General features: G+C 60.7%; 27 protein-coding genes. 19 read left to right on the top strand and 8 right to left on the bottom strand.

The window, feature by feature from the left end; translation table 11 throughout:
* Positions 1 to 9 precede the first annotated feature (9 nt).
* Entirely contained in the window at positions 10 to 1785 is a 1776-nt protein-coding gene (locus tag IFT66_RS06275) for a Do family serine endopeptidase (RefSeq protein WP_446737866.1), read from the top strand.
* Between the two features lie 7 nt (positions 1786 to 1792).
* On the opposite strand, the gene IFT66_RS06270 is transcribed toward IFT66_RS06275, so the two are convergent.
* A complete protein-coding gene (locus IFT66_RS06270; RefSeq protein WP_249406348.1) occupies positions 1793 to 2407 on the bottom strand; it encodes a GNAT family N-acetyltransferase in 615 nt (204 codons plus the stop codon).
* A 14-nt stretch (positions 2408 to 2421) separates the two neighbouring features.
* Positions 2422 to 3315: a phosphoserine phosphatase SerB gene (gene serB / locus IFT66_RS06265; protein WP_192077010.1), complete on the bottom strand. Its 894-nt coding sequence runs from the start codon at positions 3313 to 3315 to the stop codon at positions 2422 to 2424.
* Between serB and miaA the strand changes: the two genes are divergently transcribed.
* Positions 3316 to 4209, top strand: coding sequence for a tRNA (adenosine(37)-N6)-dimethylallyltransferase MiaA (gene miaA, locus IFT66_RS06260; RefSeq protein WP_192077009.1), 894 nt, complete (start codon positions 3316 to 3318; stop codon positions 4207 to 4209). It begins immediately after the preceding gene.
* Positions 4210 to 4225: 16 nt separating this feature from the next.
* Here miaA and IFT66_RS06255 read toward each other — a convergent pair whose 3' ends face one another.
* Complete coding sequence (locus IFT66_RS06255) at positions 4226 to 6415, bottom strand: helicase HerA domain-containing protein (protein ID WP_092660659.1); 2190 nt, start codon at positions 6413 to 6415, stop codon at positions 4226 to 4228.
* 383 nt (positions 6416 to 6798) lie between these two features.
* Between IFT66_RS06255 and IFT66_RS06250 the strand changes: the two genes are divergently transcribed.
* The 3 genes from IFT66_RS06250 (at position 6799) to IFT66_RS06240 (ending at position 10261) form a co-directional block, all read left to right on the top strand.
* Entirely contained in the window at positions 6799 to 8577 is a 1779-nt protein-coding gene (locus IFT66_RS06250) for an acetolactate synthase 3 large subunit (protein WP_192077156.1), read from the top strand.
* Between the two features lie 70 nt (positions 8578 to 8647).
* On the top strand, positions 8648 to 9220 hold the full coding sequence (ilvN, locus tag IFT66_RS06245; protein WP_062456299.1) for an acetolactate synthase small subunit: 573 nt from the start codon (positions 8648 to 8650) through the stop codon (positions 9218 to 9220).
* A gap of 30 nt (positions 9221 to 9250) precedes the next feature.
* Positions 9251 to 10261: a capsular polysaccharide export protein, LipB/KpsS family gene (locus IFT66_RS06240; protein WP_192077008.1), complete on the top strand. Its 1011-nt coding sequence runs from the start codon at positions 9251 to 9253 to the stop codon at positions 10259 to 10261.
* Here IFT66_RS06240 and IFT66_RS06235 read toward each other — a convergent pair.
* Positions 10258 to 11100 carry an aldo/keto reductase gene (locus IFT66_RS06235; RefSeq protein ID WP_184653370.1) on the bottom strand — a complete coding sequence of 281 codons (843 nt, stop codon included), beginning with the start codon at positions 11098 to 11100 and terminating at the stop codon, positions 10258 to 10260. The genes IFT66_RS06240 and IFT66_RS06235 overlap by 4 nt on opposite strands.
* A 196-nt stretch (positions 11101 to 11296) precedes the next feature.
* Between IFT66_RS06235 and nthA the strand changes: the two genes are divergently transcribed.
* The 6 genes from nthA (at position 11297) to IFT66_RS06205 (ending at position 14872) form a co-directional block, all read left to right on the top strand.
* Complete coding sequence (gene nthA, locus IFT66_RS06230; RefSeq protein WP_192077007.1) at positions 11297 to 11962, top strand: nitrile hydratase subunit alpha; 666 nt, start codon at positions 11297 to 11299, stop codon at positions 11960 to 11962.
* Positions 11959 to 12618, top strand: a complete 660-nt coding sequence (gene nthB, locus IFT66_RS06225) for a nitrile hydratase subunit beta (protein WP_192077006.1) — start codon at positions 11959 to 11961, stop codon at positions 12616 to 12618. The genes nthA and nthB overlap by 4 nt, the downstream gene beginning before the upstream one ends.
* Positions 12605 to 12994 carry a nitrile hydratase accessory protein gene (locus IFT66_RS06220; protein WP_199864760.1) on the top strand — a complete coding sequence of 130 codons (390 nt, stop codon included), beginning with the start codon at positions 12605 to 12607 and terminating at the stop codon, positions 12992 to 12994. The genes nthB and IFT66_RS06220 overlap by 14 nt, the downstream gene beginning before the upstream one ends.
* 45 nt (positions 12995 to 13039) lie before the next feature.
* Positions 13040 to 13228 (top strand): type II toxin-antitoxin system HicA family toxin, encoded by a 189-nt coding sequence (locus IFT66_RS06215; protein ID WP_192077005.1) that lies wholly within the window; start codon positions 13040 to 13042, stop codon positions 13226 to 13228.
* A gap of 3 nt (positions 13229 to 13231) precedes the next feature.
* Positions 13232 to 13663, top strand: a complete 432-nt coding sequence (locus IFT66_RS06210; protein WP_192077004.1) for a type II toxin-antitoxin system HicB family antitoxin — start codon at positions 13232 to 13234, stop codon at positions 13661 to 13663.
* An 84-nt stretch (positions 13664 to 13747) separates the two neighbouring features.
* Positions 13748 to 14872 carry an ATP-dependent DNA helicase gene (locus IFT66_RS06205; protein ID WP_062456323.1) on the top strand — a complete coding sequence of 375 codons (1125 nt, stop codon included), beginning with the start codon at positions 13748 to 13750 and terminating at the stop codon, positions 14870 to 14872.
* A gap of 6 nt (positions 14873 to 14878) precedes the next feature.
* Here the strand turns inward: IFT66_RS06205 and IFT66_RS06200 are convergent, their stop codons facing one another.
* Complete coding sequence (locus IFT66_RS06200; protein ID WP_249406347.1) at positions 14879 to 15595, bottom strand: MerR family transcriptional regulator; 717 nt, start codon at positions 15593 to 15595, stop codon at positions 14879 to 14881.
* A 340-nt stretch (positions 15596 to 15935) separates the two neighbouring features.
* Here IFT66_RS06200 and IFT66_RS06195 point away from each other — a divergent pair, with 340 nt between their 5' ends.
* Together IFT66_RS06195 and IFT66_RS06190 are read left to right on the top strand one after the other, a co-directional pair.
* On the top strand, positions 15936 to 16688 hold the full coding sequence (locus tag IFT66_RS06195; RefSeq protein WP_113165427.1) for a pyridoxine 5'-phosphate synthase: 753 nt from the start codon (positions 15936 to 15938) through the stop codon (positions 16686 to 16688).
* 277 nt (positions 16689 to 16965) lie between these two features.
* The gene (locus IFT66_RS06190; protein WP_062456329.1) at positions 16966 to 18231 is read left to right on the top strand and encodes an NAD(P)/FAD-dependent oxidoreductase; all 1266 of its coding nucleotides are present in this window, start codon (positions 16966 to 16968) and stop codon (positions 18229 to 18231) included.
* Between the two features lie 53 nt (positions 18232 to 18284).
* Here the strand turns inward: IFT66_RS06190 and IFT66_RS06185 are convergent, their stop codons facing one another.
* A complete protein-coding gene (locus tag IFT66_RS06185) occupies positions 18285 to 19229 on the bottom strand; it encodes a bifunctional helix-turn-helix transcriptional regulator/GNAT family N-acetyltransferase (protein ID WP_192077003.1) in 945 nt (314 codons plus the stop codon).
* A gap of 86 nt (positions 19230 to 19315) precedes the next feature.
* A complete protein-coding gene (locus tag IFT66_RS06180) occupies positions 19316 to 20200 on the bottom strand; it encodes an SDR family oxidoreductase (protein WP_192077002.1) in 885 nt (294 codons plus the stop codon).
* Positions 20201 to 20317: 117 nt separating this feature from the next.
* On the opposite strand from IFT66_RS06180, the gene IFT66_RS06175 reads away from it, so the two are divergent.
* Complete coding sequence (locus IFT66_RS06175) at positions 20318 to 20725, top strand: winged helix-turn-helix transcriptional regulator (RefSeq protein ID WP_174196554.1); 408 nt, start codon at positions 20318 to 20320, stop codon at positions 20723 to 20725.
* Positions 20726 to 20776: 51 nt separating this feature from the next.
* On the opposite strand, the gene IFT66_RS06170 is transcribed toward IFT66_RS06175, so the two are convergent.
* Positions 20777 to 21826 carry an NAD(P)-dependent alcohol dehydrogenase gene (locus IFT66_RS06170; protein ID WP_062457989.1) on the bottom strand — a complete coding sequence of 350 codons (1050 nt, stop codon included), beginning with the start codon at positions 21824 to 21826 and terminating at the stop codon, positions 20777 to 20779.
* A gap of 189 nt (positions 21827 to 22015) precedes the next feature.
* On the opposite strand from IFT66_RS06170, the gene IFT66_RS06165 reads away from it, so the two are divergent.
* The 5 genes from IFT66_RS06165 to pdhA all read left to right on the top strand — a co-directional run bounded on the left by IFT66_RS06165 (position 22016) and on the right by pdhA (position 26560).
* Entirely contained in the window at positions 22016 to 22921 is a 906-nt protein-coding gene (locus tag IFT66_RS06165; protein WP_062456341.1) for an AraC family transcriptional regulator, read from the top strand.
* Between the two features lie 175 nt (positions 22922 to 23096).
* Complete coding sequence (locus tag IFT66_RS06160) at positions 23097 to 23747, top strand: TetR/AcrR family transcriptional regulator (protein WP_062581008.1); 651 nt, start codon at positions 23097 to 23099, stop codon at positions 23745 to 23747.
* 39 nt (positions 23748 to 23786) lie between these two features.
* On the top strand, positions 23787 to 24806 hold the full coding sequence (ilvC, locus tag IFT66_RS06155; RefSeq protein ID WP_062456348.1) for a ketol-acid reductoisomerase: 1020 nt from the start codon (positions 23787 to 23789) through the stop codon (positions 24804 to 24806).
* A 194-nt stretch (positions 24807 to 25000) separates the two neighbouring features.
* Positions 25001 to 25318 carry an FtsB family cell division protein gene (locus IFT66_RS06150; protein WP_062581006.1) on the top strand — a complete coding sequence of 106 codons (318 nt, stop codon included), beginning with the start codon at positions 25001 to 25003 and terminating at the stop codon, positions 25316 to 25318.
* A 183-nt stretch (positions 25319 to 25501) separates the two neighbouring features.
* Complete coding sequence (gene pdhA / locus IFT66_RS06145) at positions 25502 to 26560, top strand: pyruvate dehydrogenase (acetyl-transferring) E1 component subunit alpha (RefSeq protein ID WP_062456352.1); 1059 nt, start codon at positions 25502 to 25504, stop codon at positions 26558 to 26560.
* The last annotated feature ends 16 nt before the right edge of the window (positions 26561 to 26576 follow it).

Below are 26576 nucleotides of genomic sequence, written 5' to 3'. Positions count from 1 at the left end.
AGGATGCCAATGGGCCATTCGAAACTATCGTCCTTGAAGGGTTCCGTGAGCCTCGGTCTAGTGGTTGCCGTCATGGTCAGTCCGCTTCAGGCACTGGCGCAAAGTCCGGCCCAGCCGCAGCAGGTCCAGGCCCCGGCCCCTCGGCCACAGGCGCCAGCGCCTCAGGGACAGGCGCCCGCTCCGCAGGGGGAAGCCCCGGCACCTCCGGGACAGGCGCCGGCTCCACAGGCTAACAGCCAGCCGGCCACTCAGCCCGGCGGCATGCTGCCCGCGCCACCAGCGCCAGTCGGCAACAAGTTCAATCCGCCACCTTTAGTCAGCCAGTCCGCAGTGCCCGCCGGTCCAGCGCCGATCTCCGATCTGGCGGAAGGCCTGCTCGACGCCGTCGTCAACATCTCGACGTCGCAGAGCGTCAAGGACCAGGGTGCCGGCCCGCAGCCGCAGATCCAGGAGGGCTCACCCTTCCAGGAATTCTTCGACGACTTTTTCGACGACAAGGACAATCAGGGCGGAAACCAGAAGGTGTCTTCGCTCGGCTCCGGCTTCGTGATTGATTCCTCCGGCTATGTGGTGACGAACAACCACGTTATCGAAGGCGCCGACGATATCGAGGTGATTTTCCCGGATGGCCGTAAGTTGAAGGCCCGGCTGGTCGGCACCGACACAAAAACCGACCTCTCCGTGCTGAAGGTCGAGTCCAAGACGCCGCTCAAGGCCGTTCCCTTCGGTGATTCCAAGAAGATCCGGATCGGCGACTGGGTCATGGCGATCGGCAATCCGTTCGGTCTTGGCGGGTCGGTGACGCTCGGCATCGTGTCCGCACGCGGCAGAAACATCAATGCAGGGCCCTACGACAACTTCATTCAGACGGATGCGGCGATCAACAAGGGCAATTCCGGCGGACCGCTGTTCAACATGCGCGGCGAGGTCATCGGGATCAACACGGCGATCATTTCGCCCTCCGGCGGCTCGATCGGGATCGGCTTTGCCGTCCCGACAGAACTTGCGGAAAACATCGTCCATCAGCTGATCGAGTTCGGCGAGACCCGCCGCGGCTGGCTCGGTGTCCGCATCCAGCCGGTCACCGACGATATTGCAGCGAGCCTGGGGCTCGACAAGGCCCGTGGAGCACTGGTTTCCGGCGTCGTTGAAAACGGTCCGATCAAGAACGGTGAAATCAAGTCGGGCGATGTCGTGCTCGCCTTCGACGGACAGTCGGTCAGTTCGATGCGCGATCTGCCGCGGATTGTTGCCGAAAGCCCAGTAGGCAAGGATGTCGAGGTGCGGTTGCTGCGCGACGGCAAGGAACAGACCGTCCGCATCACGCTCGGGCAACTCGATGATACGGCCGATGCCGCAGATGGCGATGAGCCGGCAGCACCCGATGGACAGTCGCCAGACGCACAAAGCCCTGACGATCAGTCCCCGGATGACCAGGGCAAGAATGACAGCGGCTCCCCGGACGCCGGCGAGAAAAGCAGCGAGCCCGTCACGGTTTACGGCATGACGCTGAGCGTGCTGGATGAGGCGCACCGCAAGACGTTCGGGATCGCGGAAAGCGTCGAGGGCGTGGTGGTGTCCGAGGTGAAGGCTGGTTCGGTTGCCGCTGCCAAGGGCTTCAAGGCCGGCGACGTGGTGGTCGAAATCGCCCAGGACTTCGTCGAGAACCCGGGTGAGGTCGCCAAGCGCTTCGACGTGCTGAAGAAGGAAGGCCGCCGCAACGCGCATGTCATGGTGGCCGACAAGACCGGAAACCTGCGGTTCGTGGCACTTCCACTGGAATAGCCTGAGTTCAGGCTTTCTCGACAAGGCGGGCGTTCCGCCTTGTCCATTCCTCCGGTGTCATTGCATAGACGACATGGCGCTTGAGGTGGGGATGCGTCTCCGGCACGCGCGGATGGTCGAAATCCATGCCGGCCGCCCGATGCATTCCAAGGCGCTTCATGACAGCCGTCGAGCGGTTATTGTCCGCTACGGCGAACGAGACGACAGCCTTGATGTCCTTCTCCACGAAGGCGAAATCAAGCAGCGCTTCTGCCGCTTCCGTCACATAGCCATTGCCCCAGTAACGGGCAGCCAGACGCCAGCCGATCTGCACCGTTTCGGCCGGAAAAATCCCCGGCATATTGGCATAGGTCAGCCCGCAAAACCCGAGTGGCTCGCCGGTTTCCCTGAGTTCGAGCGCGTAAAAGCCAAGCCCGTTTTCGGAAAACATGTCGTTCAGCTTCCCGAGGAACGCATCCGATTCGTCGTGGCTGCGACGGAACGGAAAGAACGCCATCACGTCAGGATCCGCGTTGATTTCGCGGAACAGGTCCCGGTCCGTGGGGAGCCAGCGGCGCAGGACGAGGCGTGAAGTTTCAAGGAGCGTGGTTGCGACAGGCTGCGGCTGCATGGTGTTGCTCATCCCTCTGTGGAGCCTCAGCCGGGAATGACGAAATCCGTCTTCCGGTAGCCCTGGATATAGAGGAGCGCGGTCAGGTCGCCGTGGTCGATTCGGATCTTGGCCTGGGCCGCAACAGTGGGCTTGGCGTGGAGGGCCACGCCGGAGCCTGCGATGCCGAGCATGCCAAGGTCGTTTGCGCCATCGCCGACAGCAATCGTATCATCAGGGGGGATGCCGAGTTCGCGGGCGATCTCTTCCAGTGCATCCACCTTGGCCTGTTTGCCGAGGATGGGTTCGGCGACTTCGCCGGTCAGGATGCCGTTTTCTTCGAGAAGGATGTTGGCGCGGTTGATGTCGAAGTCGAGCATTGCGGCGATGCGGCTCGTAAAAACGGTAAAGCCACCGGACACGAGTGCCGTGTACCCACCCTTCGCCTTCATCGTCGCGATCAGTTCCGGTCCACCCGATGTCAGCGTGATCCGCTTCTCGATGACCTCGTCGACGACGCCGATCGGCAGGCCTTTCAAGAGCGCCACCCGTTCTCTCAACGCCGGCTCGAATGCGATCTCGCCGTTCATGGCACGTGCCGTTATCGTCGCCACCTTGTCCTTCAAACCGACAACGTCGGCGAGTTCATCGATGCATTCCTGGCCGATCATGGTGGAATCCATGTCTGCGATGAGGAACGACTTGCGCCGGGTTTCCGCCTCCTGCACCACGACATCGATCCGCTCCTCGCCGATCAAGCCGCGAAGTGTTTCTTCCGCAGCCGAGAGATCGGTGCCGTCGCGAAGGGCGATATCGCAGGCGATCCCGTCTGCCAGCCAGTAGAGACCGGAGGCATTGACCGCCTCGGCGGCTCGTTCGGCGATGGCCGGAGTGAGAACGGGGTTTGACGGATGGGCAATGAGCGTGGCAACGAAAGCCATATGACCGACCTTATGCAAAATACTGATGCGATCCTGATAACCGGGCCGACTGCCAGCGGCAAGTCCGCGCTTGCCGTTCGCATGGCACGCGAATGCGGCGGCGTCGTCGTCAACGCCGATAGCATGCAGGTTTACGACACGCTCAGGATCATCACCGCGCGTCCGTCAGAGGAAGAGACCGCGGACATCACCCATTACCTCTATGGGCATGTGCCGGCGACGCACGCCTATTCGACGGGCGAATGGCAGCGGGACGTATCCGCAGTCCTGCCGGTCTTGAAAGAACAGGGGCGGATTCCGGTCTTCGTCGGCGGCACGGGGCTGTACTTCAAGGCGCTCACGGGCGGTCTTTCGGACATGCCGGAGATTTCCCAGGATATTCGGTGCCGTGTGCGCTTGCGGCTCAAGGAGGAGGGACCGCAGGCACTTCACTCAGAGCTATCGGTACGTGACGCGGCGGTTGCCGCCAATCTGAAGCCGATGGACGGACAGCGGATCCTGCGGGCCCTGGAGGTGCTGGAAGAGACCGGGAGGTCCATCACCGAGTTTCAGGGCAAGGCAGGCCCGGTCATCATCGATCCGTTGCGAGCGCGCAAAATCGTCGTTCTGCCGGATCGAAAGATCCTGCACGATCGTATCAATGCCCGCTTCGTCAAGATGCTGGATGGGGGCGCAGTCGAGGAGGTCGAATCGCTTCTCGCCTGCGATCCGGCCCCGGACCTGCCGATCATGAAGGCGATCGGCGTGCGGGAGATCGGCGAAATGCTCGCGGGACGGATGACCCGCGACGCGGTCATCGAGCGTGGCTCCGCGCTGACGCGGCAATACGCCAAGCGTCAGATGACCTGGTTCCGCAACCAGATGGACGAAAGCTGGGAGCGCCTCGCGTCGTGAGGGCGCTCGCTCGCGATCAGTCCTTGTCGTAGAGACTGCTCAGCGGCTTCTTGAGAAGGCCATCGCGCAACGAACCTTCCCTTGGCGGAGCTTCGCGCCGCAGGAATGCGTTCGGACGCGGTTCCAGTGACGGCGAGCCTGGTCGCGGAGTCTCGGACGAAACCTGCCGACGAAGATCGGCGAAACGGTCGTGAATGGGGGGCGGGCGATCCGTGAGCCGGTCGGTCTGACGCTCCACGGGACGCTCGGCAAAGCGCTCAACCGGCCTGTCGCGTTCAGGGAAGCGCGGTGCAAGCCGCTCCGCTGCACGCGGGGTCGGCAGCATGTCGGATCTGTAGGGTGCCAACGAGGGCGGCTCCGGCGAGCGCGGGGCAGGCGCATCGAGCGGCGGTATACCGCTGCCGATTTCACGCCGCCAGTCATTCAGTTCCGCGTCATCGGCGGCCGGCACAGCCTGCCTGTCTTCGGGGGGGATCGGCAGACCTGCCTCCGGGGCGGGTGGATTGGCGGAATAGCTCTGCTGGAACGATGAGATTTCCGGCGCTGTGACCGAGCGCATGCGGGACACGATCGAACGCAAATCAACCGTGTCGGGCGTTTCTTCGCTGCCCTTGTTTGCAAGACTGTTGGTCTTTGGAAGATAGCGTTTCTCGACGCGTGAGAAGCGCATGCGCATGGGAACCGAGATGGCCTCGCCGAACGCGATTGCCTCGCCATTGCCGATCGACGACAGGAAGCTCGTCGTCGAAATCGACGAATTCGGGATCGCCGACTTGATGATGACCTGATCCCGTTCATTCGACAGGCGCATGGCAAACAGTGTCGAGCACTGGGACAGGATCGTCTGGTCAAGCTCGCCGGGGCGCTGCGTGATGATGCCAAGGGAAACGCCGTATTTCCGGCCTTCCTTGGCGATGCGGGAGATGGCCTGCACGGTCGGCGCAAACCCGAGCTCCCGGTCCGCCGGTACGTAGCGGTGCGCTTCCTCGCAGACAACGAGCATGTGAATTGCGCCATTGCTCCAGAGCGCAAGCTCGAACGCCATACGGCAGAGGATAGAGGCGACAGAGTTCACGACTTCCGATGGGATGCCGGCAAGCTGGAACGTCGAGATCGGCCGGTCGTCGCCGGGAATGCGGAAGATATGCGCGATCGTCTCCATGATCGTGTCTTGGATCGTGTTGTTGGAGAACATGAAATGGTAGCGCGGATCGTTGATCGCCGACGTGATGCGCATTTTCAGAGCGCGCAGGAACGGCTTGTCGGAGCGACCCTCCAGCCTGCCGAGCCGTTCGTCGATCAGGGCCAGCAGATCGGCCATGCGGTAAGGGACGGGCGTATCGGCGGTCAGTGAACTTTTTTCCGAAGCCGAGCGGCGCATCAGGCCCGAATCGCTTCCCTTGAAAGCGCGTTTTGCTTCCGGGATGAGGTCGCGCATGATGTCGAGCTCTTCGGGGATAGCCGGGCGGCCACGGAAAATGACTTCCGAGAATTCCTCAAGGCGCATCAGCCAGAAAGGCAGGTCGAGCGTGTCGGTATCGATAACGACCGCATGATCGGGAAAGGCTGCCGCAAATTCGTTGTGCGGATCGAGGATCAGAACGCGGAGCCGATGGTCAGCTTCGATCGCCTTGTGCAGGAGAAGCGAAACGGCTGTCGACTTGCCGACGCCGGTGGAGCCGACGATGGCGAAATGCTTCGACAGCATTGAAGGCACATGGATTGCCGCATCGATGCTTTCATCCTGGCTGAGCTTGCCGATCGTGCACGTATCGTTCTTGCCGGCATCGTAGATGCGCAGAAGGTCGGCCGAGCGGATACGATGGGCAATGGCGCCGAGATAGGGGTAGGCGGAAATGCCGCTCGAAAACTCTTCGCGACCATCATGCCCGACACGGACCTCGCCGAGCAGCTCGACTTCGATGTGGAATTTCGTGTCTTCACCTTCCGCCCACTGGCGTTCGCCAGATTGCATCGAATAGGCAAGCGCGACGACGCGGTTGCTGCCGACGGAAATGGAGATCAGCCGGCCGACGGACCAGAGTTCGGTGAGATCGGTGTCGCCATGCTCGGCGACAGCTGCGATCGTCGCATGCGAGCCGTTGCAGGCGACGACACGGCCCAGCATCCGGTTACCGATTTTCTGGGCATCGCGACGCTCTTGCTCCCCGGCAGAGATCGAACGGTGAAGGTCGTTGTTCAACAACAGTAACGGCCCTGCAAATGGGGTGGCAATCGAAAGGTGATATGGAGATCAGGTTCCTCCAATCTCGCGACTGTAGCCTTGCCGGCTTAACAACTTGTGTAGGACCTCGTGACTTTCGGCGTGAACTGCGAGCGATCTCAATGAGATGACGTTTTTGCTGACGGTCTGCGTTGACGAATGGGGCATATCCGGCTAACACTCACGGCCATGAAGATTTCGAACGCACTTATCGTGGTGGGAACGCGCATGGGCAGGACGGTGTAACCGTCCGGCGATAGCCACCCATGCGCGGAAAGACAGGCTCCTCAAGGGGGCCTTTTTTTATGTCTTCAAACCGGCTCGGAGGAGCCGCCGGTAAATCCAGAAGTGAACGGATGACGATGATGACGGATACGAATAACAGGATGACGGGCGCAGAGATCGTCCTGAAGGCGCTGAAGGATAACGGCGTCGAGCATATTTTCGGCTATCCCGGCGGCGCGATCCTGCCGATCTATGACGAAATCTTCCAGCAGGATGACATCAAGCACATCCTCGTTCGCCACGAACAGGGCGCCGGCCATGCGGCTGAAGGCTATGCCCGTTCGACCGGCAAGGTCGGTGTCATGCTCGTCACGTCAGGTCCAGGCGCCACCAACGCGGTCACGCCGCTGCAGGACGCGCTGATGGATTCGATCCCGCTCGTGTGTCTGACCGGCCAGGTTCCGACTAACCTGATCGGCTCGGATGCCTTCCAGGAAGCCGATACGGTCGGCATCACGCGCCCCTGCACCAAGCACAACTGGCTCGTCAAGGACGTTGACCAGCTGGCCGGTGTCATCCACGAGGCGTTCCGTATCGCCCAGTCCGGCCGTCCGGGACCTGTTGTCGTCGATATCCCGAAGGACATCCAGTTTGCGACCGGCACCTATACGCCACCAGGCGCGACGCCTGCCAACAAGAGTTACGCGCCCAAGCTTGCCGGCGATATGCAGGCAATCGAGGCAGCCGTCCAGCTGATGGCTTCGGCCCGTCGGCCGATCCTCTACACAGGCGGCGGCGTCATCAATTCCGGTCCGGAAGCAGCGCGTTTGCTGCGCGAGCTGATTGAGCTGACGGATTTCCCGATCACCTCGACGCTGATGGGGCTCGGCGCCTATCCGGCATCGGGCAAGAACTGGCTCGGCATGCTCGGCATGCACGGTTCCTATGAAGCCAACATGGCGATGCATGACTGCGACGTCATGGTCTGCGTCGGTGCGCGTTTCGACGACCGCATCACCGGACGCCTGAATGCGTTTGCGCCGAACTCGCGCAAGATCCATATCGATATCGACCCGTCTTCGATCAACAAGAATGTCCGCGTCGAGATCCCGATCATCGGTGATGTCGGTCATGTTCTGGAAGAGATGGTTCGCCTGTGGCGCGCCCTGCCGCAAAAGCAGGACAAGGCGCAGATCTCCGACTGGTGGAGCGAAATCCAGAGCTGGCGGGGTCGCAAGTCGTTTTCCTACAAGAACTCGACCGACGTCATAATGCCGCAATACGCGGTCGAGCGTCTCTACGAGGCGACGAAGGGTCACAAGACCTTCATCACGACCGAGGTCGGCCAGCACCAGATGTGGGCGGCACAGTTCTTCGGTTTCGAAGAGCCGAACCGTTGGATGACATCGGGTGGTCTCGGCACGATGGGTTACGGCCTGCCGGCAGCTCTCGGCGTTCAGGTCGCGCATCCCGATGCGCTCGTCATCGACATTGCCGGCGACGCGTCGATCCAGATGTGCATCCAGGAAATGTCCTGCGCGATCCAGCACGATCTGCCGGTCAAGATCTTTATCCTGAACAACCAGTATATGGGCATGGTGCGCCAGTGGCAGCAGCTGCTCCACGGCAACCGTCTGTCGAACTCCTACACGGAAGCGATGCCTGACTTCGTCAAACTCGCGGAAGCCTATGGCGCGGTCGGCATGTATTGCGACGATCCGAAGGAGCTGGACGACAAGATCGCCGAGATGATCGCAATCCGGCAGCCAGTCATCTTCGACTGCCGTGTCGCAAACCTTGCCAACTGCTTCCCGATGATCCCGTCAGGCAAAGCCCATAACGAGATGCTGTTGCCGGACGAGGCGACAGACGAAGTTGTTGCAACCGCGATCGACGCCAAGGGCCGTCAGCTGGTTTGATCGGCGCATCTGGGGCGTCAGCGGAACGCTGGCGTCCTGAACACATCTCTGAGGAAACGGACCTGAGACCATGAATGCACATCAGCAGCCGACCGGTTCTGCCTACTTCTTCCAGCCCGAGACCGCCAAGGTCGAGAGCCACACGCTTTCGGTTCTCGTCAGCAACGAGCCGGGGGTTCTTGCCCGCGTCATCGGGCTTTTCTCCGGCCGCGGCTACAACATCGAAAGCCTGACGGTTTCGGAGACCGAGCATGAAGCGCACCTATCGCGCATCACGATCGTCACCAACGGAACGCCGACCGTGCTTGAGCAGATCAAAGCGCAGCTCGAGCGCATCGTGCCTGTCCACCGGGTTCTCGACCTGACGGTCCGAGCGCGCGATCTCGGCCAGGACCGGCCCATCGAACGTGAAGTGGCATTGCTCAAGGTGGTTGGCCACGGCGATCAACGAGCCGAGGCCTTGCGTCTCGCCGACGCGTTCCAGGCGAAGGTCGTGGACGCGACGATCGAGCACTTCATCTTCGAGATCACCGGCAAGTCGTCGAAGATCGATCAGTTCGTTGCGGTCATCAGGCCGCTCGGCCTGATCGAGATCTGCCGCACGGGCATCGCCGCGATGAACCGCGGCTCGCAGGGCATGTAAGTGTCGGGCCGTGGCGCCGGGGATATTCCATTGCAAAAGGACTGGCTGCCGAAACCTGGAGCGCGCATCGGTGCGACCTTCTATGTCCGGCAGTCGCAGCCCTTCCTGCGGCATTACTTCGGCGTCGAGGCGCTTGAACCAACGCTTCGGCCGGGGATCGGCGGAATCGTTCTGTGGGGCGGTCGCATTCCCGCAAAGGCGGCCCGACTGATTGCCGCACTGCGCGGCCTGCCGAGCTGGTATCTGGAAGACGGGTTTTTGCGCTCGGTGGGTCTCGGCAAGCAGAACGCGCTGCCGATTTCGATCCAGATCGACGACCTTGGCATGCCGGTAAGGGCCGCCGTTCCCTCGCGCCTGGAAAAGGTGATCGCGGCATCTGCCGACGATTGGAATGCTGCATCCCTGGGCAGTGATATCCGCACTGCGCTGGTGTCTGAAAAGCTCTCGAAATACAACAACCTGCCGCATCGGGAGCTGAAACTCGAGAGATCGCGGCGCAAGCGCATCCTTCTGGTTGACCAGGTGTTCGGCGATGTTTCGGTGCCGATGGCGGGCGGCTCGCCGGACAGCTTTTCGCGGATGCTCAAGGATGCGATCGGGAGCGGTGCTCAATGCGTGGTGCGCACCCATCCGGATGTGATGGCCGGCTTCCGCAAGGGCTATCTGACCGAACTGGCAGCGAAAGCATCCGGCGTGATTCTCCTGTCGGATGCAGTCTCGGTTGCCTCCATTCTCGATGTGGTGGATGAAGTCTGGACAGTCTCCAGCCAGTTCGGGCTGGACGCGCTCCTGCGCGAAAAGCCGGTGCGGTGTTATGCCGGTCCGTTCTATGCGGGCTGGGACCTGACCGAAGATCACCTCGGTGAGGGCGCGCAGGCCACGCTGTCTCGTCGGACCGCCCGTCCCACCATCGATCAGCTGGCAGCGGCAGCCTTCGGCCTCTACCCGGTCTATCGCGACACGAAGAGCTTTGCCGAAATCGACGTGTTTACCGCGATCGAGACGCTCGTCGCCGAGCGTCGTCAGCTAGACCTCGACTAGAGCATTTCCAGCGGCTGCTTGCGTTCCGGCGGCGGGAAGGCGGCATCGAGCGCTTCCCAGTCCTCGTCGCTGATCTCAAGGTCGGCAGCACCGGCATTTTCCTCGACGCGCGACGCCGTCGAGGATTTTGGAATCGCGATCACCTTGTCCCGCTCCAGCAGGAAAGCGAGCGCCACCTGTGCCGGCGTTGCCTGGTAGGCTTTGGCGATGCGGATCAGTTCCGCATTGCGCAGGATCCGTCCCTGTTCGATCGGGGAATAGGCCATGACCGGAATCTCGTGCTCCTGGCACCAGGGCAAGAGATCGTATTCGATGCCGCGGCGCGACAGATTGTAGAGAACCTGGTTGGTCGCGCAGTTGCGTCCATCCGGCACCGCCATCAGTTCCTCCATGTCGGCGATGTCGAAATTGGAGACACCCCAGGCGCCGATCTTGCCGTCGCGGCGCAGTTCCTCGAACCCGGCGACGGTTTCTTCTAGCGGATGCTCGCCGCGCCAGTGCAGAAGGTAGAGGTCGAGCCGATCCGTTTTCAGGCGTTCGAGACTGGCCTCGCAGGCCTCGATCACACCGCGGCGGCTGGCATTCCAGGGATAGACCTTGCTGACCAGAAACACCTCGTCGCGTCGGCCTTCGATGGCTTTTCCTGTCAGCTCTTCCGAAGCGCCTTCGCCATACATTTCCGCCGTGTCGATCAGCGTCATGCCAAGGTCGAGGCCGCGGCGCAGACTTTCGATCTCGGCCTTCGCGTCGTTCGGGGACTCGCCCATCTTCCAGGTTCCAAGGCCAAGCGCTGGAACCGAGATGCCGGAGGGCAGGGTGACGGTTGGAATATCGGGCATCTTCGACCTCGCTGATGAGTGATCTGATGTCAGATAAGGCGCTCTGCCGTGATGCCAAGCCTCCGGTTCGTCCGGTGGCGGCAAAGGCTTGCCGGGCATGAGGAAGGCGCATACGCTGAACCGACGACGACAACGTTTGCATCTCCTCGATGCGGACGTTGGCAAAGGTATCCCGCAGCGATCATGAGGTCCCGCCATGCACGAAGATCACGAGACCGATCACCACGACCACCATGGCCACGCTCACGGTCACGGTCACGGTCACTTTCACGACCACGACAACCGCTACACCGACATGCAGGCGCGGGTAAGGGCGCTTGAAACGGTGCTGGTCGAAAAGGGCCTGATTGACCCGAAAGCGGTCGATGCGATCGTCGAGACCTACGAGACGAAGATCGGGCCGAAGAACGGCGCCCGCGTGGTAGCGAAAGCGTGGAGCGATCCGGCATTTGCAGACTGGCTGAAGGCAGATGCGACGGCGGCGATCGCCAGCCTCGGCTATGCCGGTCGTCAGGGCGAGCATATGCGCGCCGTGTTCAACACCGTGGATACCCATAACCTCATCGTCTGCACGCTCTGCTCCTGTTACCCGTGGGCCGTGCTTGGCCTGCCGCCGACCTGGTACAAGGCGCCGGCCTATCGCTCCCGTGCGGTGATCGATCCACGCGGCGTGCTGGCCGAATTCGGCTTGGCTCTTCCCCAGGAGACGAAGATCCGCGTCTGGGATTCGACGGCGGAACTGCGCTACCTCGTCATTCCGGAACGGCCTGACGGGACGGACGGGCTGGATGAGCAAGCGCTTGCTGAACTTGTCAGCCGCGACGCGATGATCGGCACGGCGATCGCAGGGGTGCCATCATGAACGGCCCGCACGACCTTGGCGGCCAGATGGGGTTCGGCCCGGTGGCGCCTCAAAGCAACGAACCCTATTTCCATGCGGACTGGGAGCGCCGCGCGCTGGGCCTGACGCTGTCCTGCGGTGCATTTGGCGCATGGAATATCGATGAAAGCCGGCATGCTCGCGAGAATATTCCACCGGCAAGCTATCTCTCGGCCAGCTATTACGAGATCTGGACCCGGGCACTGGAAGTGCTTCTGGAACGGCACGGTTTTGCGACCAGCGCGGAAATTGCCTCGGGCACAAAACAGGTCGAACCGGCGGTGCCCAAACGCATCTTGAAAGCCGAGACGGTTGCGGGCGTGCTTTCCAAAGGCGGGCCGTGCGACCGGCCGCTGGAGACAAGGCCAGCCTTTGCCGCGGGCGATCGTGTCCGCACGAAAAACTTCAACCCGGAGACCCACACGCGATTGCCGCGTTACGCACGCGCCAAGACCGGCGTGGTCGAGGCGGTGCAGGGCGCTTTCGTGTTCCCGGATGACAATGCCCATGGCAAGGGCGAAAACCCGCAATGGGTCTATACCGTCGTTTTCGATGCGGCTGAAATCTGGGGCGAGGGCGCCGATCCGACGCTGACGGTTTCCATCGACGCCTGGGAGAGCTATCTTGAGCGCCTCTGAACACCGATGCGATATCAAACCGGACATCGTGCATTCGCCGGGCTTGCCGGTGTCACCGCAGGGTGATCCGGTCTTCCCCGAGCCCTGGACGGCTGAAGCCTTCGCGATGACCGTGCATCTGCACGAGCGCGGCGTGTTTACCTGGCCGGAATGGGCAGCGGCATTGTCGGGCCAGGTCCATCAGCCCGGCAGGGCAGATGATGGAAGCGACTATTTCGACTGCTGGGTTGCAGCGCTCTGCGACCTTCTCGCAGAAAAACAGGTCGCCGACGAAGCGACGATCCTTGGCCTGCAGCAGAGTTGGCAGCGCGCGGCGGAAGCCACGCCGCATGGCATGCCGATCGAGCTGAGGAACGATCCGCACCGACAGAGTTGACAACAGGCACCTTGAAAATACACATCAAGTGTGTATAGATATTCCATGAAGAGTGGCGACATCATCTCTGCGTTGAAGGCTGATGGCTGGTACGAGGTCGCCAGGAAGGGCAGTCATGTCCAGTCCAAGCATCCAAGGAAGCTTGGTCGGGTAACTGTTCCTCACCCGAAGCAAGATATTCCAGTCGGAACGCTCAAGAGCATCGAGAAGCAAGCCGGACTAAATTTGAGGTAAGCCATGCGCAATTATATCGCACTGATTCATAAGGATGCCGACAGCGATTTCGGCGTTTCCTTCCCGGATTTCCCCGGTGTTGTCACCGCTGGTCGGGATCTGGATGAGGCGCGGCGTATGGCTGAGGAAGCGCTGGCGTTGCATGTCGAAGGACTGCTGGAAGATGGCGATGCTATTCCGGAACCGGCGTCGCTTGATGCCGTGATGGAGAACCAGGACAACAGGGACGGTGTCGCCATCCTTGTTTCGCTCAAGACCGAAGGCAAGAAGTCCGTTCGCATCAACATCACGCTTCCCGAAGACATGCTCGCGTCGATCGACGCTTTCGCCGAGGCGAATGGATTTACCCGATCCGGCTTTCTGGCCCGTGCGGCCAAGCATGAGATGGAGTCCGCCGAGTCGGGCAATGGCCGGAAGCGAGCGCTGGACGTCTGAACCAGCTTCCTCCATCCCCGGCTTCCATTCATCTTTCGTTCTTTTCAGTTGCGCTGACGGGCAGAATCCTGCCAAGTCGCGGCCATGCAATTTGCGCCGCAACAAGACGAGGCCTTGAAGGCCGTTTCGAAATGGCTGAAGGAAGGCCGTAGCCAGGTTTTCCGTTTGTTCGGGTATGCGGGCACGGGCAAGACGACGCTTGCCAAGCATTTCGCCGAGCATGTGGATGGCGACGTGCTGTTTGCCGCGTTTACCGGCAAGGCGGCGCAGGTGCTGCGGTCGCGCGGCGCGCGCAATGCCAAGACAATTCACTCGCTGATCTATCGCCCCCGGGGCGAGGAAGAGGTTGAAAACGAGGAAACCGGCAAGACCTCCGTGTCGCCGATGTTTTCGATCAACCGCCAGAGCCCGCTCACCAAGGCAGCACTGATCGTCATCGACGAATGCTCGATGGTAGACGAACAGCTGGGGCGTGACCTCTTAAGCTTCGGCACGCCTGTTCTGGTTCTGGGTGATCCCGGCCAGCTGCCGCCGGTCACGGGCGGCGGTTTTTTTACCGAACAGGAACCGGATTATCTGCTGACCGATATCCATCGCCAGGCGCAGGACAACCCGATCATCCAGCTCGCCATGACCGTGCGCGAAGGCAAGGAGATCATGCATGGCGACTACGGCAAGGCGAAGGTAATTTCCCGCAACGAGGTGACGCAGGAACTGGTGATGGAGGCCGATCAGGTTCTGGTCGGAACCAACCGGACCCGCAAGCGCTACAACCAGCGCCTTCGCGAACTGAAGGGCTTTACCGCCGATTACCCACAGTCCGGCGACAAGCTGGTCTGCCTTCGCAACGATCAGGTCAAGGGCCTTTTGAACGGGTCTCTGTGGCAGGTGATGAGTTCGTCGCGAGAAACCGTCAAGCCCGGTATCAACCTGATGATCCGCCCGGAAGACGACGACATGGATCGCGGTGCAGCCAAGATCAAGCTGCTGAAGACTGCGTTTGAGAGCGACGAGGAAATTCCGTGGTCGACACGCAAACGCTATGACGAGTTCGATTACGGCTATGCGCTGACCGTCCACAAGGCGCAGGGTTCACAGTGGCAGAACGTCGTTCTGTTCGACGAGAGTTTTGCCTTTCGCGATACGCGGGAGCGCTGGCTCTACACGGCTATCACCCGCGCTGCCGAAACGCTGACGATCGTCCGCTAGAGCGGTTCAGTTGAGGACGACACCGGCCACCAGTGCCTTGGCGATTGCCTGAAAACGGTTGCTCGCCTCGAACTTGTCGATCAGCGCGATCTCGATTCGGCGCATTTCGTCGAGATCAATCTCAAGCTCGCGGGCTATCCTTGATGCGGAATATCCATCGCTCATCAACGACAGGCATCGGCGTTCGATATCGGCAAGCGGCGGACAGGCTGCACGCCGGCTGTTCTCGGTACGGTCGTCGGTGTCCTGTGACACCAGGGTCTCGATCTGCTGCATCTGCCGCCGGATCTGGGAGATCTCTGCGGTCATCTCCCGTTTGCGTTGTTGAAGTGCGGTACTGAAGATGTCGTCGGCCTTGGCCTGGCTGGCAGCTCCTGCCAGCTCCGACAGGAGGTCCTGGATCATCACGATGCCGATGCCGACCTCGCGGCAGGCCGTGATAACTGCCATGCGACGGATCTGATCTGATGCGTAAACCCGCATCGGGGCCGTTCCGCGTCCCGTTGCACGGCCTGCGACCAGCAGCCCTTTTTCCTCGTAGAAATGCAGTGTCCGGTGCGTTACGCCGAACAGGTCCGCCACGTCGGCAATCGGCACAGGCTGATCCGGCAGCTCGAACGGCAACTGGATTTGCGGGAAAAATCTGATCGCCAGGAATTCCGGCGACAACAGGCAGGAGGGCTGGGAAGTCTGGCTCGTTGCATCAAACAGGTCGCTTCGCATCGGATCCTTCGGTCGCTAGCTGGTCCTGCTCGATTGCATCCACAGGCCGCTTTATGCGTCATGATGAGCGGATGATCTTCGGTAAAAGGAATGCGGACCCGATTGATCGTGACAGCAGAATTCGCCTCGCCGGCCTCATGTGCCGCATCTTGCCGACTTGGCGAATTCTGCATGAAGACAACGTACGTAAAGTTTTAACGATTACTACTCCGGATTTTTGTAGATTATAATATGCTTACGTATCGGAAAGATCTATTTTCTACGTAATGTTCCCAAAAGGTGGTCAACACGCTGCGCATGTCCTAAAAGCAGGCTGACATTTCTCGCTTCGGACGCTGCCATGACCACTACGCTCTCCGTCAATCTCAATGCTGTCGCCATGCTCCGCAATCGCCGCGATCTTCCGTGGCCAAGCGTTGAAGCTTTGGGGCGGATTGCGTTGCAGGCCGGGGCATCCGGACTGACGGTTCATCCGCGTCCCGACCAGCGCCATATCCGTTTTTCCGATCTGCCGGTTTTGCGCGCCCTGATCGACGACGAATTCCCGGATGCAGAATTCAACATCGAAGGCTATCCGAGCGAGGATTTTCTGGCGCTGTGCGAACGTATCCAGCCGGAGCAGGTGACATTGGTGCCTGACGATCCGGCCCAGGCGACGTCCGACCACGGTTTCGATTTCCGTGCGACAGGCGAAATGTTGAAGCCGATCGTGGCGCGCTTGAAAAAGGGCGGTATGCGGGTTTCGCTGTTTGCCGATGGTGACGGCGATGTCGAAGCGGTGGCGCTTGCCAAGGCGACCGGTGCCGACCGGATCGAACTTTACACCGGTCCCTATGGCGGCTGTTTCGACAATCCGGAACGCGGCATCGAATTTCTCGAGCTGTTGGGAAGGACTGCGGATGCTGCATTGGCGCACGGCCTTGGCGTCAATGCCGGGCACGACCTGACGGTCGACAATCTCCCCGCGCTGGTGAAGCGCCTTCCGGCGCTTGCCGAAGTCTCGATCGGCCACGGGCTGACGGCCGATGCGCTGGAATACGGAATGGCCGAGACGGTGCGTCGTTTCTGCCGCGCCTGCGGTCAGACGATCTAACTGAACCCGCAGCCGCGGTTCTCTCTTCGACCATGAGGCTGTTAGCGTCTGGTGCCGTCACGGCAGGCTTGTCACCGCGTAAAGGCGACGGGTCGGATGCTGACCCCACGCGGCGCTATCGAGCGCCTGAATGCCTTGCATCAGGCGGCTCCCTGCCTTGCACAAAAGGCAGATGGACAAAGTGCCGCAGTTCCGTTGACTGAGAACTTGATTAAGACCTGCATCATATTGCGCTGCAGCATTTCATTGTCATTCGTCATTCGGGGAAGCATCCATCGTGAGCAAGCATAGAGTTGTCGTCGTCGGGGGAGGTTTCGGGGGATTGCAGACGGTGCATGGGCTGAAAGGTGCCGATGCCGACATTACGCTCATCGATCGTCGCAACCATCATCTGTTCCAGCCGCTCCTCTATCAGGTCGCGACGACGGTGCTCGCCACGTCGGAAATCGCATGGCCGATCCGCAGGCTGTTCCGCGATCGGCGCGATGTCACGACGGTGCTCGATGAAGTTCTCGGGATCGACAAGGGTGCGAAGACGGTGAAGCTCGCGTCCGGCCGTATGGTGCCGTATGATACGCTTGTTCTCGCAACTGGCGCACGCCACGCCTATTTCGGCCGCGACGAATGGGAAAGTGTCGCGCCCGGCCTGAAGACGTTGGAGGATGCGACGACATTGCGCCGCCGCATCCTGCTCGCATTCGAGCGGGCAGAGATGGCGGAAAAGACGTCGGAGCTGGATTCCGAGCTGACATTCGCGATCATCGGCGCCGGTCCAACAGGCGTGGAAATGGCCGGCATGATCGCGGAACTCGCGAACAAGGTGCTGCCGAAGGAATTCCGCAAGATCGACACGACCCGCACACGGGTGATGCTGATCGAGGCAGGTCCACGCGTGCTGCCGGCTTTCACCGAGGATCTTTCGGCTTACACGAAGACGGCGCTCGAAAAGCTCGGCGTCGAGGTTCATACCGGCAAGCCCGTCACCGCGATCACCGAGGAAGGCGTCACCGTTGGCGACGCGTTCATTCCCTGCAAGACGGTGATCTGGGCAGCCGGTGTTCAGGCATCGCCCGCAGCGCGCTGGATCGGCGCGTCGGCGGACCGGGCAGGGCGCGCCGTCGTCGGTCCGGATCTGTCAGTCCCCGAGCAGCCCGAGATCTTTGTCATCGGCGATACCGCGCTGGTCTCGCAGGACGACGGCAAGCCGGTGCCCGGCATCGCGCCGGCCGCCAAGCAGCAGGGCGAATACGTCTCGAAGGTCATCAAGACGCGGCTCGCCGGCAAGCCTGTGCCCGCGGCGTTCCACTATCGCCACCAGGGCAGTCTCGCAACCATCGGCAAGCGTGCGGCGGTGATCGATTTCGGCAAGTTCAAGCTGACCGGAGGACTTGCCTGGTGGATCTGGGGGCTTGCCCATATCTACTTCCTGATCGGCACCAGATCACGCGCCGCCGTTGCCTGGAGCTGGCTGTGGATTTATCTGTCCGGCCAGCATAGCGCGCGGCTGATCACCCAGAAGGAAACGCTGAAGGACGAGTCCTGATCGTCTGGCCGCGTATGGATCCTCGGGCGTGAACCAGGGATCCAAGCACGATCTCAGACATCGGCGCGTTGAGCGTTCGTCAGATCGAGTTCCCAGGTCTGGCCAATGCATTCCGGGCCGAACATCGCATGTCGCTCCTCGGCGACAAGCGTGAAGCCGGTGGCCTCGTAGATGCGGAGGGCAGCCTTCAGCACGTCATTGGTCCACAGCGACAGCTTGGCATAGCCTGCCGCCTTCGCGAAGGCGATGCAGTGCTCGACAAGGGTTCTACCAAGGCCCAGTCCACGGCCTGCGGGATCGACATAAAGGACGCGCAGCTTGGCGATGTTCTGGCCGGCGTCAGCGACCAGAACCGAGCCTATGCGGCGTCCGTCTGTCTCGGCAATCCAGCAGCGCTCCCTGTCCGGATTGAAGTTCTGTATGAACCGTCCCGCCACCTCGGCGACGAGACCTTCGAACCGGTCGTTCCACCCGTATTCCCGCGTATAGGCGACCGCCTGCGCCTCAATCAGCCAGCCCATGTCGCCAGTTCGGTGTTCACGGATCACGACCGGTGCCGTGGAGCGCTCTGTGGTTGCCAGGATGCCGTGGATGGTAGCCATCGCGGTGACCAGTCTGTCTCGATCACCGTCGCTGACGCCGGAAAGCTCGCGGGCGATCTGCGCTCCCGATCGCGTGCCTAGCATTTCGTATTCCGCTTTCCCCGGCGCGGTAATCGTCAGGATTTGACTGCGCCGGTCCAACGGGTCGGGCTCGCTCTCGAGAAAGCCTGCTTCGCGAAATTTCTTCAGGATGCGGCTGAGATAGGCAGGATCGAGCCCGAGTTCACGGTTGAGCTCGGTGGCCGAAATCCTTTGGCGCGCGCCGATCTCGTAGAGGATACGCGCTTCCGTCAGCGTGTGGTCGGTATCGAGGTATCCTTTCGACAGCACGCCGAGCTTGTTGGTGTAGAAGCGGTTGAAGGCGCGGATTGCCTCGAAGGTCTCTGCTCTAGACATGATGATCCTCCCATCCAAGGAGGATAGATGTTCCGGTATTTAGTTGACTGAGTCAACTAAATACCGGAACTAGGTCGCCTGTTGTCTTACGCGGTGAGGTCGGCCTTGCGGCTGTCGAAATAGGACGCAAGCGATTGGGGCTTTGCACCCGTCAGCGTCTCGTAATCGGCGGTCACCAGATCAAAGTTGCCGGCCTTGATATTGGCGTCGGCGGATACCAGCATCTTCACCAGAAACTCGGGCAGCCCGGCATTGGCCATTCCGCCCGCAAGTTGCTCCTCGGTGACCTTGACGACCGCAAGCGTCTTGCCTGTGACCTTCGAAACCAGTGCTGCGATGTCGTCCGCGCCGAGGCTTTCCGAGCCCGTCAATGTCACCGTCCTGTTGCCGGCCGGGGGATTGGCGAGCGCTGCTGCGGCGGCGCGGGCGCAGTCATCGCGTGAGATGTTGGAAAGCTTGCCGTCGCCCATGGCCGTGTACCAGGTGCCGGTCGCGAGGTTATGCGGCATCGACATCAGATAATTGTCGCCGTACCAGGCGTTGCGCAGGATCGTGTAGGACAGCCCCGTCGCCTTGATGGCCTCCTCGGTGCCGAGATGATCCGGCGCGAAGCTCACCAGCGATCTGTCCGGGTTCGGCATCGATGTGTAGATGAGGTGCTTGACGCCGGCCTTTTCAGCAGCGGCAACGGCAGCCTTGTGCTGCTTGAGGCGACCGCCCGGCGTGGCGAGATCATCGGTCGAGATGATCAGCACGCGATCGATCCCTTTGAACGCCTCTACCAGCCCGGCTTCGTCGGTGAAATCCGCCTTGCGGGTTTCGATACCCTTGGCCGCAAGCTCCGACAGTTTGGACGGATCGCGGCTTGCGGCAACGATATCGCCTGCGGAAACCTTCGATGTCTCCAGGAGGTGATGAAGAACGGCGCGGCCGAGCTGACCGGCGGCACCGGTGACGAGAAGTTTGGTCATCCTGCGTTTCCTATCTCTATAAGTCTCAAAAAGAGACCAGCACTAGAATAGGAATTGACGGTCTCCTGTAAAGGAGGCAGGTTTGAGGGAGATCGTTACCAAAAGGGAACCACCGCGATGGCCGTTACCGCACGCAAGCCGACGCTGGCTGAGCGACCCTGTGACACCTCGACCTGGGATGCCGGGAACTGTCCGGTCCGGGACGTGATGAACCAGATCGCAGGCAAGTGGTCGACGCTCATTCTTCAGGCGCTTTCGGAAAAGCCGTACCGGTTCGGCGAACTGCGGCGGCTTGTGCCCGATATTTCCCAGCGGATGCTGACGCAGACGCTGCGGGATCTGCAGCGCGACGGTTACATCGATCGGCAGGTGTTTCCGACCAAGCCGCCAAGCGTCGAATACCGGATGACGCCGCTAGGCTACTCGCTGTTTGAACCACTCTCGGCAGTGCTTGCGTGGGCGGCAAGCAACCACGCCAACGTCAGGGCGGCACGGTCGAAGTTCGACGCGAGCGATCTTCGCTAACACAAAGGGCGGCCCGAAGACCGCCCTTGTCATTCCACTCTACCAAACGGATCAGGCGTCGAGCGATGCCATGTCGATGACGAAGCGGTAGCGCACGTCGCTCTTCAGCACGCGCTCATAGGCTTCGTTGACGTCCTGGATCTTGATCATCTCGATTTCCGAAACGATGTCGTGCTTGCCGCAGAAATCCAGCATGTCCTGGGTTTCCTTGATCGAGCCGATCATCGAACCCGACAGGCTCTTGCGGCCCGGGATCAGCGAGAAGGCATGAACCGGGATCGCATGCTCCGGTGCACCGACAATGACCATCGAGCCGTTGACCTTGAGCAGGCCAAGATAGGCGTTCCAGTCGATCGCCACGCCTGCCGTGCAGATGATCAGATCGAATGTGCCGGCAAGCTTGGTGAAGGTTTCCGCGTCGCTCGTCGCGTAATATTCCTTGGCGCCGAGCTTCAGGCCGTCTTCCTTCTTGGAAAGGCCCTGCGAGAGGACGGTGATATCAGCGCCCATCGCGGAACCGATCTTGACGCCCATATGGCCGAGACCGCCCATGCCGACGATCGCGACCTTCTTGCCAGGGCCAGCCTGCCAATGGTGGAGCGGCGAATAGAGCGTGATACCGGCGCACAGCAGCGGAGCGGCAGCGTCGAGCGGAAGATTGTCCGGGATCGACAGGACATAGCCTTCCTTGACGACGATGTGATCGGAATAGCCGCCCTGGGTGGCCGCATTGCCGTTCAACGTATCCACGTCGTTATAGGTCTGGACGAGGCCTGGCATATACTGCTCGTTGTCGACATCACGCGCTGCGCAGCCGACGCAGCTATCGACGAAGCAGCCGACGCCGACGCGGTCGCCGACCTTGAATTTGGTGACGGCCGAACCGACGGCGGTAACGATGCCGGCGATCTCGTGACCGGGAACGATCGGGTAGACGGCGTTCTTCCATTCGTTGCGGACGGTATGGATGTCGGAATGGCAGATGCCGGCGAATTTGATATCGATCACCACGTCATCTTCGTTCGGCTCGCGGCGCTCGAAGGTAAACGGTGTGAGCGGCTTGGTGGCGTCGGTCGCGGCATAGCCTCGTGCAATAGCCATGGAAAACTCCTTTCATTTTCAGTTGAAATCAACTGACGGACTATGCCGATCCGTCGTCACAAGCGTTAGATCGATCCTGCAAGCTTCTTGCACGATCCTACAAATTCCGTTTTCGGATACTACCTCTGTCTTGTGCCTGATATGGATTTGCCATGTCAGTGCCGGAACGCGCGACGGTGGTGAGACTTCATGACAATTTCCTTCATGCCCTATCAGGAACTGACGGCACTCGCTGCCCGGCATGCGGTCGAAGGCAATGACGGCACGACTGCGATCGAAGGGTTGCGGCTGCACCGATGTTCGGCTCCAACAGCGCCGCTTCATACGGCCTATTCTCCCAGTTACACGCTGGTGCTACAGGGCTCCAAGAGCCTGACGCTTGGCCGTGAGACGTATCGCTATGGCGTCGGCCAGTATCTGCTGACCTCGCTCGATCTGCCCGTCGCGTCCTGGGTGGTGGAGGCCAGCGGCGATATTCCCTACTACTGCCTCTGCCTTGATCTGAAGATGGAGCGGCTCCACGAATTGTTCGACCGTATCAACTTCCAGCCAGACTCTCTGGCAAGCGAGGGATACCGCGGGTTGACGGTCAACCATGCGTCGCCTGATCTGATCGATGCGACAACCAGACTGGTGCGGTTGCTTGATACGCCATCCGATATCGCTGCGATGGTGCCGCTTATCGAACAGGAGATCTTCTACCGCCTGCTGACCTCGCCCGATGGGCCAAGGCTTGTCCATATGGCCATGTCGGAAACGCAGAGTTCCAGAATCGCACGAGCCGTCAGTTGGTTGCGATCAAATTTCCATCGTCCGCTCAAGATCGAGGATCTGTCGGATCACGTGGGAATGAGCCCGTCCTCGTTCCACCATCACTTTAAGGCCGTGACGGCTCTCACGCCTGTCCAGTTCCAGAAGCATCTCCGCCTTCACGAGGCGCGCCGGTTGATGCTGGTCGACGGGCTGGATGCAGGCAATGCCGGCCACCGTGTCGGTTACCAGAGCCCGTCCCAGTTCAGCCGCGAATATGGCCGTCTCTACGGCATGTCGCCGAGCCGTGACATCAGCGCAGTGCGTGAGCCGTCCGCCGGCTGATCGCGGTTGAGGCGGGTGAGCGCGACTTCTCTCTTGCTTTGCAAAGCCAATTCCTTCCGCATCTTATTTACACGACCCGCCAGAAGCACTTGACGGGCATGTGAAATCATTTATACCGGCAGAACCGTACCGTACGGTACTTCAGAGGTGAGCCGTGAGAATCGAAACCGCAGACATGCCCGACTTTTCGCCGCGCCAGAACGAGGTTCTGGAGCAGGCGCTGCGTCTGCTCGTCGAAGGCGGTGAGAAAGCACTCACCACATCCGGGCTTGCACGCGCTGCAAGCTGCTCGAAGGAAAGCCTCTACAAGTGGTTCGGTGACCGCGAAGGCCTGCTGGCGGCGATGATCGCCCATCAGGCCGCCAAGGTGCGCACGTTCGAGCGCTCCGGCGAGCGGCTGAGCGCCGAGCTTCTGCGGGATCATCTCGAACTTTTTGCACGCGATCTGCTGGAGGTTTTATCCGGCGATGTGTCGCTGGCGCTCAACCGGCTGGCGATCGGCCAGTCGGGACCGGGTGCCGGACCGAACGGATCCAAGCTCGGCAAGCTGCTGGTCGAGCATGGCCGCCGCCAGATCGATCGTCGCGCAATGGCGCTGATCGATGCGGGCAAACGGGTAGGGCTCCTGCGGTTCGACAACGCGGATGCCGCCTATCATACGCTTTACGGCCTGATCGTCTCCGACCTGCATGTCCGCATGCTGCTCGGCGAACCCGGGCTGAAGGATACTGCACGCCAGGCGGAAAGAGCCATCGATGCCTTTCTGTCGCTGTATCGCACCGAGAAACAGCCGCTGGAGGTGTCACGCACCTCCGCGGCCCGCTAATCATCAACAACAGTTACGTTCATAGGGAAGGAACATACGATGCGCGTTTATTACGATCGGGATGCTGATCTCAATCTCATCAAGTCCAAGAAGGTTGCCATCATCGGTTACGGTTCGCAGGGTCGCGCCCACGCGCTGAACCTGAAGGACAGCGGTGCCAGCAATGTCGTCATCGCCCTGCGTGCCGATTCGCCGACCGTAAAGAAGGCCGAAGCCGATGGCTTTAAGGTCATGACCGTTGCCGAAGCTGCCGCCTGGGCAGATCTGATGATGATGGCGGCTCCCGACGAGCTGCAGGCAGACATCTACAAGGCCGACATCGCCGGCAACATTCGCGACGGCGCTGCCATCGCTTTCGCCCACGGCCTCAACGTCCATTTCGGCCTGATCGAGCCGAAGGCTTCCGTCGACGTCGTCATGATCGCACCAAAGGGCCCAGGCCATACGGTTCGCGGCGAATATCAGAAGGGCGGCGGCGTTCCTTGCCTCGTTGCCATCGACCAGAACGCGTCCGGCAATGCGCTTGAGATCGCTCTCTCCTACGCTTGTGGCGTTGGCGGCGGCCGGTCCGGCATTATCGAGACCACGTTCAAGGAAGAGTGCGAAACCGATCTGTTCGGCGAACAGGCTGTTCTCTGCGGCGGTCTCGTCGAGCTCATCCGCGCCGGTTTCGAAACGCTGGTCGAAGGCGGCTACGCGCCTGAGATGGCCTATTTCGAGTGCCTGCACGAAGTGAAGCTGATCGTCGACCTGATCTATGAAGGCGGTATCGCCAACATGAACTACTCGATCTCCAACACGGCCGAGTGGGGCGAGTACGTCACCGGTCCGCGCATCATCACCGCCGAGACAAAGGCCGAGATGAAGCGGGTTCTGACCGATATCCAGACCGGCAAGTTCACGTCCGACTGGATGCAGGAATACCGTGCCGGTGGCGCCCGCTTCAAGGGCATCCGCCGCATGAACGACAAGCACCAGATCGAGGAAGTCGGCACCAAGCTTCGCGCCATGATGCCATGGATCGGCAAGAACAAGCTGGTTGACAAGGCCGTCAACTAAGCGATTGTTGCAGATTGAAACGGAGGCCGGAGCCAAAAGCTCCGGCCTTTCGCATTTCTGGGTGACGTCGAGCGGGTGAAGTCGCCGGTCGAGGCTCCCCGGTCAACCATTGCTTAAGCAAGTTCTGCGATTCTCTCTCGCAGTTCGGATCGATCCTGATCCAGTTTAGCGTAATGGGTAGGCGTCTCGTGAGCATGTGGACCAAGCATCACAAGAAAAGAAAATTCGGTCGTTTCGTCCTGCCTGCCATCACGATCGCATTCGTTTCCTATTTCGGATACCATTCCGTGCATGGCGAACTCGGGCTGATCGCGACGGAGAAATTCGAGAAGCGGCGGATCGAGCGGGTTGCCGAACTGACAAGGCTGACCGACGGTCGCAAGGCGCTTGAGCGTCAGGTCCAGTTGATGAGCGACGGGTCTCTCGAAAAGGACATGCTTGACGAGATCGCCCGTTACCAGCTCAACGTCTCCAAGCGCGACGAGATCGTCATCTTCAACAACTACTTCTAAATTAACCACAAGCTGGTTAATTTCACAATTCAGCAACGATATCAGTGATTTAATTTGGATGTGAGCCATGCAATTATGGCATTGCTGGTCCGTGCTTTCTTCCCTATGTTACGCTCCGAAACCAGGGTGCGTCATTTTGACATGATGTCCCCTTTATAAAGAGCAGCACACAGGGAGGGATCGATGGCGCAAGCTAAAACCGCGTCTACGTCCGGCCGCAAAACGGCGGCAAAGTCTGCAACCCAGAACGTTTCAAAGGATTTTACCGGCAAGAATATGTCGGACTTCGGCAAGGATGACGAGCTGCACGCGTATCGCGAAATGCTGCTCATCCGCCGCTTCGAGGAAAAGGCCGGCCAGCTTTACGGCATGGGCTTCATCGGTGGTTTCTGTCACCTCTACATCGGCCAGGAAGCTGTCGTCGTCGGCATGCAGATGGCGCAGAAAGAGGGCGATCAGGTCATCACCGCCTATCGTGATCACGGCCATATGCTGGCAACCGGCATGAGTGCCCGTGGCGTGATGGCGGAACTGACGGGGCGTCGCGGCGGCTATTCCAAGGGGAAGGGCGGCTCGATGCACATGTTCTCCAAGGAAAAGCAGTTCTACGGCGGCCACGGCATCGTCGGCGCGCAGGTGTCTCTCGGCACCGGTCTTGCCTTCGCCAATGCCTATCGCGGCAATGACAGCGTATCGGTCGCCTATTTCGGCGATGGCGCTGCCAACCAGGGCCAGGTGTACGAGAGCTTCAACATGGCTGCTCTCTGGAAGCTCCCGATCGTCTACATCGTCGAGAACAACCGTTATGCGATGGGCACATCGACCGCCCGCGCGACGGCGCAGTCGAACTATTCGTTGCGTGGCTCCGGCTTCGGCATTCCCGGCATCCAGGTGGATGGTATGGATGTTCGCGCCGTTAAGGCCGCCGGCGACGAGGCGCTCGCGCACTGCCGTTCCGGCAAGGGTCCGATCATTCTCGAAATGCTGACCTACCGCTACCGTGGTCACTCGATGTCCGACCCGGCCAAGTATCGCTCCAAGGAAGAAGTGCAGAAGATGCGCTCCGAGCAGGATCCGATCGAACAGGTGCGTCTGCGCATCCTCGACGGTGGCTGGGCGACCGAGGACGAACTGAAGGCGATCGACAAGGATATCCGTGACGTGGTCTCGGATTCTGCAGATTTTGCCCAGAACGATCCGGAGCCGGATGTATCCGAGCTCTACACCGACATTCTGCTCTGATCGCGGGGAGGGAACC

Origin of the sequence: Rhizobium sp. CFBP 13726, from assembly GCF_014841925.1 — a bacterium.
Classification (GTDB): domain Bacteria; phylum Pseudomonadota; class Alphaproteobacteria; order Rhizobiales; family Rhizobiaceae; genus Neorhizobium; species Neorhizobium soli.
Note: the sequence above shows the minus strand (reverse complement) of the source record. Positions and strands in the feature narration are given on the sequence as shown.